Here is a 13136-nt window from a genome sequence, read left to right as displayed (position 1 = left end):
ATGAATAATTTTAAACTCAATTACGCCCCACATTTTGGCTCATTTGCTTCGGCAGGAAGTGATATTGTTGACCAAATTAAATATTCTGCCGATTTAGGATTTAAGTCGTTTGAAGACAACGCTTTTTCTGGTGTACCCATGCCCAATTTGATGGGAATTGGAATGCTCGGACAAACGCCAGAATATTTGGATAAAATCGGCAAAACCCTTTCTGACCTAAATATGGAAATGGGAACGTTTGTGATGGGACCTGTAAATTGGCCTCCAAATGCTTCTTTTACCTCAGGAAATGTAGAATGGAGGAATCTATTTTTAGATAAATGCCGACAAGCCGTTGAAGTAGGAAAAAGGCTCAATGGCAAATTTGTAACTGTAGTACCCGATGCGGCTGACATAACTTTACCTTATGAAATTCAAACGGCAAATGTGCTGGAATGTCTTAAAAGAGCTGCCGAAATTTTTGAGCCACATGGTATGGTGATGGTACTCGAACCGCTGAGTTTTCCGCCACAAGTATATCTTAAAACGTCGGCACAATGCTATTTATTGGCAAAAGCCGTAGATAGCCCATCATGTAAAATTCTGTTTGATTTATTTCATTTACAACAAAATGAAGGGCATTTACAACGGAATATAGATTTAGTTTGGGACGAAATCGGTTATTTCCAAATTGGCGATGTCCCTCAACGTTTTGAACCTAATACGGGCGAAATCAATCATCATATTGTTTTCAAACATATTTATCAGAAAATGAAGGCAACGGGAAAAAACTTCATTTTCGGAATGGAACATTACAATTCTATCAATGGAATTGAAGGAGAAAAGGCTCTGTTAAACGCTTATCTTGGCATTGATAAAAATTTGTAAACGATGAATAATTACCTAAAAATAGGGTCTATTTTTCTCTTGCTCATAAGTTCCGCTTTTCAAGTTGTAGAATCGGATAAAGCAACGAAAAAAGCTAAATATTTATCAGAAAAGCCAAACAAAAACAAAAAAATGACTGAGCATAATCGAAAAATAATGGAGGATTTTGCAGATATTTTTTATCGTCAAAAAGATGTTGAAAAAGCTTTTAAGGAATATGTTGCAGAAAATTATATTCAGCATAATCCGAATATTTTAGATGGGAGGGAAGCGGCTATTTCTGCTCTAAAACCAAAATTTTCGAGTCCTGATGCCATTTTTGATATAAAACGAATCATAGTAGATGGCGATATGGCGGTTATTCATTTGCACGGTCGCATGAATAAAAATCAACTTGGCGGTGCGGTGGCTGATATTTATAGATTAAGTGACGGAAAAATTGTAGAGCATTGGGATGTGCTACAACCCATTCCCGAAAAAGCCGTTAATCCGCACCCGATGTTTTAGAAGGATAAACAAATAACATTTAGTTTTAAAAAATTGATTTAAAATGAAAACTGATATTCTAATTATAGGTTCTGGACCAGTTGGGGCAACATTTGCTCGTACATTATCCAAGCAAAAACCTCATGCAAAAATCGTGATGATTGATGCTGGGCCCAAGGTTTCAGATAAAATTGGGCAACACGTTAAAAATATTGCTGACCCAAAAGCGATGGAAAATGCTCAGATTCTTTCGCAAGGGCCTAAAAAAACGCCTTACCCGATGATTTCAGTGGCGGAACGGGCAATAGCGGTGCAACGTGGCGAACTTAGTGCTGATATTTTGGCAAGAGCAGGCACGCATTTAGTTTTAGACCAAATTGAAGACATTAAAACTAACGAAATGCCTTCAATTTCGATGTCAACCAATCTCGGAGGTATGGGAATTCATTGGACTTGTGCTTGCCCAACTCCCGGAATAGGCGAACAAATTACCATTATTCCACAAAATGAAATGGACGAAGCTCTTGCCAAAGCAAGAGAGATTTTGAATGTAACGCAATCAGCTTTTCCGAATTCGCCAGAAAGTGAGGCTATATTGAATATTCTCAATCAAACATTGGGGACAAATCACGCTGAAAATCGTCAAGCACAACCCATGCCGTTAGCTTGTAAAACTGATGAATCGGGAAATCGTTATTGGACGGCTTCTGATGTGATTTTAGGTAATACGCTTGAAAATCCAAACTTTGAGCTTCGTTCTGAAACCATTTGTAGGCGATTGGTGATTGGTAAACTGGAAAACGGGGAAAAAACAGAAAACCCCAATTATCCGATAACCAATAATCAATTCTCAATCACAGGAGCAGAAATTGAGCATATCCAATCAGGAAAAAAGGAAACCATTGAGGCTGAAATCGTTATTGTAGCCGCTGACCCACTTCGTACTCCACAATTACTGTGGGCTTCGGGCATCAGACCGAAGGCACTGGGGCATTACCTCAACGAACACCCTTTTGTGTTCACTTTTGTAGAATTGGACAAAGATTTAGTGCGTAAATTCGCCCCAAATCGTCAATCGTCAGTTGTGGGTCGTCAATCGCCCGACCCAACCGTTGGTGTATTTTGGGTGCCTTTTGATGCTCCAAATCATCCTTTTCATGGTCAAATTATGCACATGGATTTATCACCCATGAAAACCACAGTTAGCGATGAATCTAAACACATTGTTGGTTTGGGTTGGGGATGTTTGAAAGAATCTAATTTTGAAGACCAAATTGTTTTTTCAGAAACAGAAAAAGATTTTTACGGAATGCCGAAAATGAACTTCAAATTTCAATTTTCAGACACAGACTTAGCCAATATTGAGGCGGCAAAAGCTTTTCAGAAAAAAGTAGTAAATTCGTTTGGAAAAGAAATAAAAGACGGCGGACAAACCCTAATGCCCCCAGGTACATCATTACACTACGAAGGCACAACCCGAATGGGAACAGAAAATGACGGGGAGTCAGTATGTGATACCTACTCACAAGTCTGGAATTTTGAAAATCTATTTGTAGGTGGCAATGGCGTAATTCCAATTGCAACAAGCTCAAATCCAACTCTTGTGAGCGTAGCTTTGGCAGTGCGTTCATCAGAAAAAATTTCGCAATTAATATAAAATAAGCAAATGTTAGAAGGTGGTAATATCCCGATTTTAGACGCAATTCAACTTGAGACTAATTTTTTCAAAGAGTCTAATAATTTTACGGCTTTTACCACCAAAATACATTCTAATTTTCATATCAATCGTGTTGAAGATTATATGAAAATTGTATCCTTTCCAACCCAAGCCGATATTGTACCCCGTAGGTTATCGGTGTACAGTTTCTTTTTCTTGACAAAAGGACGGAGCATAAAAAGCAAAGGTTTGAATAGTTACGATTTCGGAGAAAACACCTTCTTTTTTTTGCCTGCTTATCAAATTACAACACATCAAGAAATTTGTGCTGGTAGTGAAGGGTACTATTGCCACTTTGATATGCAATTGTTGAATGTGGACTATAAAACTAAAGACTTAATCAACGAATTTACTTTTTTAGAGTTTAACGCTAATCCAACGATTACGGTTGATGAAGAGGCAAAAAGTAATATTTTACACTTGCTCGATAGGCTTATTTTAGAATACAAAACAGGTGAAAAATGCCGAATGAACGTCCTGAGGATGTATTTGATGACACTTTTTACTGAAATTCTGCCTTTTGCCAATAATGATAACCCTAACACTTCCAATTCGGCATTTCTGATAACTGAGCAGTACAAAAAGTATTTAGCTGAATATATTTACGACAAACAAAAAGTCTCTGATTATGCTGAATTATTAGCCATTTCCCCCAATCATTTGAATAAATGTGTAAAAAACACCCTTGGAAAATCGGCACATGATGTACTGAATGAAATGTTACTTTTGGAAGCTAAATTTCTGTTAAAACAATCAAATTTAAACATTTCAGAAATTGCCTGTAAAATCGGGCGAAATGAAATCAGTAGTTTTGGGCGTTTTTTCAAAGCTCAAACGGGTGTGTCGCCAAGCGAATATCGGATGATAGGATTTAATGCTTAAAAGTATCATCATACAATTTCTGCTACCTCTATCAACTTAATTAGCTCTAATGAGGCAAATTTTTTCTCTATTGCTTCGGTGTTTTCCTCAAATATTTCTGTATCTCCTAAGTTTTCAAATTTATAAAATCCATCGGAATAGAAGCAAGATGCTTGAAATGATATTATTTTCAGAAATAATGCTAATAATTTTATTATCTTTTTTTAAGACAATAAAATTATATTCCTACATTTGTCCTTGAAGTAAGAACATAATCATATTTGAGTACCATTTAAAACCCTTATCAAATGAGAAATACACGTTTTTTTAGACTTCTAAGTCTATCTATTTTGATGTCATTGAGCTTGTCTGTTTTTGCACAAAAAAAATGGGGAGGAATGACCCTTTACACCGTTCGTGCTGAAATGGGTAAAGATGCTAAAGCTACCCTTAAAGAAGTTGCAGACTTGGGCTACAAATACATAGAGGCTGTTGATTATAAAGATGGCAAGTTTTATGGAATGGCTCCTGAAGAATTTAATTCATATTTAAAAAGTTTAGGACTTCAACCAATTTCGGTTCACATGGGGTCTATGACTACCGACAATGCGGATAAATTAATAGCTGATGTAAAAGCGGCTGGTTTTAAGTATTTTATTGCTCCAGTTCCACCAATGGGAATGTTTAAATTCGACCCAAAAACAAGAAAGTTGGGCATGGAAGGTACAATGGAGAAATTGGCTGAAATTCTGAATACTGTGGCTGTAAAGGCACACGCTGCTGGTTTAGAGTTTTTGTACCATAACCATGATTTTGAATTTCAAGCAAACCAAGATGGCGTAGTGCCAATCGACTATTTGCTTGAGCATCTTGACCCAAAATATGTGAATTTTCAGATGGATTTGTATTGGGTAACAAAAGCAGGAGCTGACCCAGTTGCTTATTTCAAAAGATACCCAGGACGTTTCAAGATTTGGCACGTAAAAGATATGGATTCTCAACAACGTTTTGCTCCAGTTGGACAAGGAACAATTGATTTCAAAAGAATTTTGGCGAATAAAAAACTTTCTGGAATGAAATATTATATCGTAGAACAAGACCAAACTTTTGATGGACTTCAACCAATGGATGCCCTTAAAATTAGTAAGCAAGGTTTAACTAAATATGGTTTTCATTAATTAGGGGTTAGGATTTAGTTGTTGGGTATTAGTGTTGGAACTTCTTGTTAATCAGTATGTTGCAAGATAGTCAGGCAAAATATCAGCAGCGAACCGCCTAATTCTTACTCTTGATAAAAATCAAGAGTAAATAAAAACAAAAAAAAGAATCTACATTATCCGTAGATTCTTTTTTTCGGAACGATGTACTTATTACACTGTTTAATAAGCCTTCTGTTTAATCTAACTGAGGGGTTTTTGAATTTTACTTTTTCTTCGAAGCTTTTGCGAATTGATTAAACTCAATGGCAAGATTTATCCAATAGTTGAAATCGTTTTGAGAACTCATGCCACTTTCATCAATTAAAATATAGCCTTTCATCGGTCGCTTTGTAAAATCCATCGTTCTACAACCAATCTTTTCCACTTCATTATCTTGCAAAGTAGGGTCAATTCTACACATTAATTCATCCTTTATTATCCCAACACACATTTTATCATTCACCATAAAAGTAAGTCCTCCCATCATTTCTTTTTCAATGATGTTTTGTATAGGAAGGTCAGCGAGTCGTTCTCGTATTCTATTTGCTAAATCTTCGTTATAAGCCATATAATACTAATAGACTTCCTGCGAAAGTGTTTTAAGTCGTAAAACACTTTCGCAGGAAGTCTAATTTAAAAAAGGTAAGTAATGCACTTCATAATCAACGAATTTTGAAATTTATACCAGTTTTAAATATTCGGTGCGTATTTTACGGAAGTCTTCGTTTTGAAAGCTACGGTTTATACACAAGTATTTGAATATGTATTTAGAGCCGTAGGCTTGACCGATTTTGTAGCGGTGGGTTTTAACCCACCGCTACAAAATCGGTCAAGCCTACGGCTTTTTTTATTCTATCAATTTGTGTATAAACCATAGCCTTCAAAAGGACGACTTCCGTAGAAACTCATACACGCAATATCTTTTTAAAATTAGTATTATTTTATATTTGATGTTGTATAAATAATTGATTATTAATGATTTGTGTTTTTTTGTTGAGATGCTAAATTGGTGTTTATCTTTTAAATCGATATAAATAAGGGGCTTTATTTTGAGCACCAGTAAATTTTTTCTCAAGACGCTCCAAAACTTTCAAATCAAGGATTTTCTTTTGAAAATTATTTCGAGAATAAGTTTCTTCATAAATTGTTTCATACAAATCTTGTACTTCTTTCATGATAAATGTTTCAGGAAGTAGGTTAAAAACAATGATGTTTGTATCAAGATGCAAACGAAGATATTTTAAAGCTTTTTTTACCATTTCTTCATGGTCCATCATCAAATTAGGCAGTTCGTGAATATTATACCATTCCATTGACTCATCCATCTCTGTTTTGGTTAGTGTCACTTTATTGATGTCAACCAAAGCATAATAGCCTAAAGAAACAAATCGGCTTGTAAGCCACTCCAAATCTGCTTGTGTGAAAATTATCTTTTCACTTTCAAAAAATTCTCTATTCTTTTCTATAATTTTTTGAAAAATCGCCTTATTAGTCCTATTTGCCTGACCAAAATTTTGGTAATGTTCCAGAAAGATATTAGCAATTCCTGTTCGCTCTTTGAGTATGCGGTGAGCGGCTTCATCAACTCCTTCGTGCTGAAAAATAAAACCACTTGGCAAAGAGTAAATATCACCCTTGAAATGAATTTTTGAAACCAATACTTTCAACTCTTTTTCTTTATATCCAAATATTACGCAATCAATCGCCAGTTGAGGAATATAGGTTTGACTATTAAAATGATTCATTTGTGGGACTGCTTAAATGTTTGTGCAAAGGTAGCTTTCATCTGGTATAAAAACCATTCATACTATATAACTATTCTAATATAAAATATTTGCAAATTTTATTGTCTATTATTTTAGACAATAAAAAAATAGCTATACCTTTACCCCAAGATTTTCAAAATCTTTATTTCTTAATTGTTAAAAATTAAATCTTAACCGTGGTAAAAAACCACTTTCAAAAAATGAAAAAAGCATGTATTCTTCTAATTGCATTATTCTTCGGAGTAGCAATCAATGGTTTTTCTCAAACATCAGCCAAAACAGACTTCTTTGTAGGAAAATGGGAAATTACCATTTTTGGTACACCCAATGGCGACAGTAAAATGATAACCGAACTTATACGTAAAGAGGGAAAATTGATGGGTGAACTTAAAGATGCAACAGACTCAACAAAACCTGCAATTCCCATTACTTCTATTGAAGAAAAAGAGGGCGAAATTGAAATAGCATTTTCAACTTCAGGTTATGATGTAACATTACCCTTGAAAAAAGAAGACAATGACAACCTAAAAGGGCAATTAATGGGAATGTTTGATGCGAAAGCAAAGAGAATAAAATAGCTTAAAAATTAAAGGGGTAAATATAGATTATGATTTAGTTGTTGGGTCGGCTATGGTTGGTGAAGTTGGGTTAAACTTCTTGTTAGTCGGAGAGTTGTGGTGGATTCTTGATAAATACTTGAAATGTATATTTTACCCCTAAAAACACAATATTGATGTTACGTGGATTGCAAACAGTAAAGAAATGAAAAAAAACTTAGTCGTAATCATCTTTTTATTCACATTCAAAACCGCTTTTTCACAAATAAAAGCAGGTAGAAATCAATCTTTTGACTACGATTGGAAATTTCAAAAAGGTAATAAAATAGATGCTAAAGAAAATAGTTTCAATGATGCAACTTGGCGAAAATTAAACATTCCGCATGATTGGAGTATTGAAGATTTAGCCCAAAATCCGACTGATACAACAATTGGACTATCCAGTCGGGGACCTTTTTATAAAAACGCCATTGGTAAAAATGCTACTGCTTTCACCGTTGGTGGAACGGCTTGGTACAGAAAACATTTTGTTTTGGATAAAAGTACCGTTGGCAAAAAAGTATTAATTCAATTTGATGGCGTTTATATGAATTCAGATGTTTGGATAAACGGACATCATCTCGGAAATCAACCCAATGGTTATACGGCTTTTGTCTATGACCTGACGGATTTTTTGAACCCAGCAGGAAAAGAAAATGTGATTGCGGTCGAAGTTAAAAACGAAGGAGATAATTCTCGTTGGTACTCAGGTTCGGGGATTTATCGTCATGTTTGGCTTTCGGTGTTGAATCTAAGTCATATTGAAAATTGGGGTGTTCAAATTGTTTCAAATAAGGTTTCAGAACAATCGGCAGAAATTTCTATTGCTACAAAAATCAAAAATATTTCTCCTAATCTTTCAATTGTTACCACATTGTATTCTGCTGATAATAAGTTGGTTGTAACAAATATCAAGCAAATTTCTAATGGAAACATAGTTGAGCAAATCATTCCTTTGAAAAATCCTCAATTGTGGAATATTGAAAATCCTCATTTATACAAAGCCAAAATAAGCCTCAAACAAAATGGTAAAACGATTGATGAATACACGCAAAATTTTGGCGTAAGAAGTATTCATTTTGAGGCTGAAACTGGTTTTACCTTGAATGGAAAAAATGTAAAACTCAAAGGTGCTTGCATTCATCACGATAACGGAGCATTGGGAGCAATGGCGATTGATAGAGCAGAAGAACGCAAGATAGAATTGCTGAAAAAGAATGGTTATAATGCCGTTCGTTTTGCTCATAATCCCTATTCTGCGGAGATTTTAGATGCTTGCGATAGACTTGGAATGGTGGTAATAAATGAAGCCTTTGATATGTGGAATATCAATAAAACGCCCGATGATTATGCTGATTATTTCAAAGATTGGTGGCAAAAAGATTTGACTACATTGATTCAAAAAGACTTTAATCACCCTTCGGTTATTATGTGGAGTATTGGCAACGAATTACCCGAAGTAGTAGATAGTTTGGGTTATGAAACATCACGAAAATTAGCAGATTTCGCCCGTAATTTAGATGCAACCAGACCAATTACGGCAGCCATTCCGTTTCATGTGCCAATGTTAAAAAGAAAAAAATGGGACACCACAGCACCTTCATTTGCTCCACTCGATGTTGGTGGGTACAATTATGCTACGCAATATTATGAAAGCGACCACAAGAAATTTCCCAAAAGAATTATGATGGCTACGGAGTATTTTCCACCCAAAGCCCTTGAAAACTGGAATTTTGTAGAAAATAACCCTTACATAATTGGCACTTTTAGTTGGGCAGGTATAGATTATTTGGGCGAAGCAGGTATTGGCTTGGCACGCACGAAGGGGGCAAATGAAAAATGGAAAGGGTTTGTAGAAGATTTTATGTCGCCACAATTTCCCATTTTTAACTCTTATACAGGTGAATTAGATTTGATTGGCAACAAAAAATCGGCTTCCTATTATTTAGATATTGTTTGGCGAAGAAGTAAAATTGAAATGATGGTACACCGCCCAATTCCAGCAGGATACAAAGAACAAACGGGTTTTTATGGTTTTCCAGATGAAATGAAATCTTGGACATGGACAGGACACGAAAACGATTCTTTGCAAGTCAGGGTTTTTACGAGAAGTTCAAGCGTAAAATTGGAATTAAATGGAAAAATCATGGCTGAAAAAACGCTTGAAAAAGGCTCAATAACAGCCACTTTTTCAGTGCCTTATACCGCAGGAAAATTAGTAGCACGATGTTTTGAAGGAGATAAAGAAGTGGCTTCTGAAACACTCACAACAACAGGAAAACCCGTTGCTATTCGCTTAAAAGCTGACAGAGCCACCATTAAAGCCAATAAAAATGACTTAGCCTTTATCAGCGTTGAAATGGTAGATGAAGCAGGAAATGTTGTGCCAAATGTAGATGATGTTTTAGTAAAATTCAAGATTGAAGGAAATGGCAAAATCATTGGGGTAGGCAATGGAAACCCAAGAGATATGAGTAGTTTTCAGCAACCTGAGAAAAAAGTCTTTCAAGGTAAAGGATTGGTAATTGTTCAGCCCAATGAACAAGCAGGTGAAATGACCATTAAAGCAGTAGCAGATGGGTTAAAAAGTACAAGACTAAAAATCAAAACACATTTACCCTAAACTTAGGGTAAATGTGTTTGGCTGAATTGAGGAAATTTTCAAAACATGAAGCAATTTTTCGTGTATTTTGCTGTGTTTGCCTATATATCCATCAAAAAGCTAATCAAATTATCTTTTCTATTGAGTCCTAATTTTTTCCGTAAACGGTAACGAGCCAGTTCAACGCCTTCGGGTGTGATATTCATTAACTCGGCAATTTCTTTAGTGGACATATTGATTAATAAATAGGTTGACAAATCCAGTTCTCTGGGAGAAATCGTTGGATATTTTTCTTTCAACCGTTTCAAAAAATCGTAATGAACATTTTTGATATGGTTCTCTAAATTTTTCCAACTTTTATCCGAATTTACTTCTTTTACAATAGATTTATTTAGCTTAATAAATTGAACTTTAACTGATTCTTCCAAAGATTCTGTTTCAATATTTTTCATTTTTGTGATGATGTCATTGAGGATTTTATTTTTCTTGACAACCTGCAATGAATTATTGACCAATTCCTTGTCTTTGAATAGAATTTTTGCCTTTAATTTTTCATTGTTTAGTCTTACAATTTCTTGTTCTAACTCAAACTGTTCTTGTCTAATTTTGGCTTCTTTCTCTAAGTATATTTTTCTTTGCTCTACTAATTCAAAATACTTATTTCTACGAATTTTTGTTTCAATTCTTATACGTATAATATAAAGAGTTATCAACGAAAGGAGGATATAAGCAAAATAAGCTACTGTGTGTCTGTACCAAGGAGGTGAAACTCTAAAGGAAACAGATGTTTCTTTTGACTGAATTCCGTAACTGTTACGAACTTTCACTACCATTTTATAAGTTCCTTCTCGGAGATTTGTATATTCTTTTGTATAAGTATTTGACCACTTACTCCATTGATTATCAAAGCCTTCTAATTTATACGAGTATTCAACGTTTTCGAGGTTATCGTAGGTGGGTGATGAAAAAGTAAAAACCACGTTATTTGATTTATATGGAATATTGTAAACGGCTAATTCTTTTTGTCCATTACCCAAAATTGAAGAAGATTCGGGGTATGCAAAACTTCTTATCATAGCAATAGGTTTACTGTCATAGTTATTCATTTGTTTCATATCAAAATACGCTAATCCATCTGTTAATCCAACAATCACATTGTCTTTACTGAATATATTTATAGAAAAGTGGTTGATAATCAAGTTGTTAGTTAAATTAGAAAACGGAGCAATGAAGTTTTTATAGTAACTATTGCGAGATTTTTTTAATAGTCCCAACGACTCCTTGAAAACATACCAAATATTGCCATCAACATCTTCTCTGATGATATGTACACTCGGAATTGTCGCAAAAATAGCTGTGTATTTTTTGTCTTCAATAAAGGTATTTGTGCTTTGTGAATAACGATAAAAGTGATTATTGGTTTGAAAAGAAACGCTATTATCCAACAGTTGAACACTTCCTATGCCTTTATCTTTTGAGGATAAATTAGAATAGTTTTTTACACTTTTAAAAGTCTTTAAATCATCGCTAAATTCCATCTGAAATAAAGAGCCATCTTTCTTGTACCACAGATATTTATTATCCACTTCAAACGAGAACGGATAGACATAAATGCCATCAATTTTATGTTTAACTGTCCAATTTCCACCTACTTTTTCAAGAATATTAAAACCACTATAAACTGAGCCAATAAGGGTATTTGGGCGATTTGGAAGTTTTTTGAACCCTAAATATCCTTTTGAATCAATGGTTTGAACGATTTTGCCATCATCAATTAATAATGCACCATTACTACTTCCACAGAACAGTTGATTGTCAATCACTTGTACATTCCAGTTTTGTCCTGATGTACCTTCTACAAATTGAAAAGGACTATCTTTTATATTTCCTTTTAAAGAGTGATAAAACAGTCCTTCGTCTGTTGCTGCGTAAAGATTGCCTTTGTAAATGGTAGAAGAATAAACGCTACTGAGGTTATAATAGCCACCTAAACGGGTAAAGGCAGAATTTTCATTCAAAAAAGCGATTCCATTTCCCAAGCCTAACCAAAGATTTTGTTTACTATCAATAAAAGAGAAAAGTACAACATTGTTTTGGAGTCCATTTTTTAGGTTAATATGTTGAATAATTTTCCCTGCGGTATCACATTTAATAATTCCATTGGTGGGTGTATTGATAATGAATTTATTTTTCAAAAAAACACCTCCCAAAGAACCATATTTTTTGATAAAACCGTTTGCTTCGGTATTCCAAGCACTTACTTTTTTGAAATCATAAACAAAAAGTCCGTCATTTAGGGTAGAGATTAATAGCTTATTTGTATGTGGAAATGCGATAATTCCCCAGATTTCGCCATTATTAAAAATCTTAGTTTCTGGTAGAACAGCCATTTTACCATTTCTATACTCCAAAAGTCCCATTTTATGGTCTTGAAAATACAAACGATTATTTACTTGATATGAAAATTGGAAGCGACTCGGCGGACTGACAATTCTTAATTTGTTGTTTTTAAGAATATATACTTTTGCAAAAGATTGAAAAAAAACTTCTCCTTGAAAGATATGGACTTTCCATACAATGTCAATCTGTTTGAGCATAGTAGGAGGGAGGTATTTTGCGAGAGAAAAATAGGTCATTATTCCTTTTGGGTTTGGTTTGAAATAACCAAATTCGTTAATGCCACCCACGAAAATCTTTCCAGAAGTATCAATTTTAAATGCTCTAATTAGGCTTCCATTAGGTAAATTATATCGTCTCCAAGTTGAGCCATCAAATTGTACTAAACCTTTATTATTGGCGAAATAGATATTTCCATTTTTATCCTGATTGATGTCCCAATTTTGTGGGTCTGCTTTATAGTTGAGTCGATTGTAATTTCTAATTTCAGGCAGACCGATTTGCTGACTATAACCTGATAAAATCACCAAAAATAAGACCACAAATAATACTAAACTTACTTGTGTAAATTTCATTTTGGAGGAATAAGAAGAAAAATTAGTAATCATCGCTTAAAATTTTATCTAAAAAAGGAACTTATCTCCT

At 34.4% G+C, this 13136-nt stretch carries 10 protein-coding genes; 7 read left to right on the top strand and 3 right to left on the bottom strand.

The window, feature by feature from the left end; all coding sequences use genetic code 11:
* The 5 genes from LV89_RS18110 to LV89_RS18090 all read left to right on the top strand — a co-directional run bounded on the left by LV89_RS18110 (position 1) and on the right by LV89_RS18090 (position 5109).
* Positions 1–867, top strand: coding sequence for a TIM barrel protein (locus LV89_RS18110; protein ID WP_109744332.1), 867 nt, complete (start codon positions 1–3; stop codon positions 865–867).
* A gap of 3 nt (positions 868–870) precedes the next feature.
* The gene (locus LV89_RS18105) at positions 871–1374 is read left to right on the top strand and encodes a nuclear transport factor 2 family protein (protein WP_211321229.1); all 504 of its coding nucleotides are present in this window, start codon (positions 871–873) and stop codon (positions 1372–1374) included.
* Positions 1375–1417: 43 nt separating this feature from the next.
* On the top strand, positions 1418–3010 hold the full coding sequence (locus tag LV89_RS18100; protein ID WP_109744331.1) for a GMC oxidoreductase: 1593 nt from the start codon (positions 1418–1420) through the stop codon (positions 3008–3010).
* Positions 3011–3019: 9 nt separating this feature from the next.
* Positions 3020–3952 (top strand): helix-turn-helix domain-containing protein, encoded by a 933-nt coding sequence (locus LV89_RS18095; RefSeq protein ID WP_109744330.1) that lies wholly within the window; start codon positions 3020–3022, stop codon positions 3950–3952.
* 287 nt (positions 3953–4239) lie between these two features.
* Positions 4240–5109, top strand: a complete 870-nt coding sequence (locus tag LV89_RS18090; protein WP_109744329.1) for a sugar phosphate isomerase/epimerase family protein — start codon at positions 4240–4242, stop codon at positions 5107–5109.
* A 244-nt stretch (positions 5110–5353) separates the two neighbouring features.
* Here the strand turns inward: LV89_RS18090 and LV89_RS18085 are convergent, their stop codons facing one another.
* Both LV89_RS18085 and LV89_RS18080 read right to left on the bottom strand, forming a co-directional pair.
* Positions 5354–5698 (bottom strand): TfoX/Sxy family protein, encoded by a 345-nt coding sequence (locus LV89_RS18085; protein ID WP_109744328.1) that lies wholly within the window; start codon positions 5696–5698, stop codon positions 5354–5356.
* 445 nt (positions 5699–6143) lie between these two features.
* A complete protein-coding gene (locus LV89_RS18080) occupies positions 6144–6875 on the bottom strand; it encodes an NUDIX hydrolase (protein WP_109744327.1) in 732 nt (243 codons plus the stop codon).
* Between the two features lie 221 nt (positions 6876–7096).
* On the opposite strand from LV89_RS18080, the gene LV89_RS18075 reads away from it, so the two are divergent.
* Positions 7097–7474 (top strand): hypothetical protein, encoded by a 378-nt coding sequence (locus tag LV89_RS18075; protein WP_109744326.1) that lies wholly within the window; start codon positions 7097–7099, stop codon positions 7472–7474.
* Positions 7475–7658: 184 nt separating this feature from the next.
* Complete coding sequence (locus LV89_RS18070) at positions 7659–10115, top strand: glycoside hydrolase family 2 TIM barrel-domain containing protein (RefSeq protein WP_109744325.1); 2457 nt, start codon at positions 7659–7661, stop codon at positions 10113–10115.
* An 80-nt stretch (positions 10116–10195) separates the two neighbouring features.
* On the opposite strand, the gene LV89_RS18065 is transcribed toward LV89_RS18070, so the two are convergent.
* Positions 10196–13066, bottom strand: a complete 2871-nt coding sequence (locus tag LV89_RS18065; protein ID WP_109744364.1) for a triple tyrosine motif-containing protein — start codon at positions 13064–13066, stop codon at positions 10196–10198.
* Positions 13067–13136: the final 70 nt, after the last annotated feature.

This window comes from Arcicella aurantiaca (assembly GCF_003148625.1).
Lineage (GTDB): Bacteria > Bacteroidota > Bacteroidia > Cytophagales > Spirosomataceae > Arcicella > Arcicella aurantiaca.
This window is presented reverse-complemented; position numbering and strand designations above follow the sequence as displayed.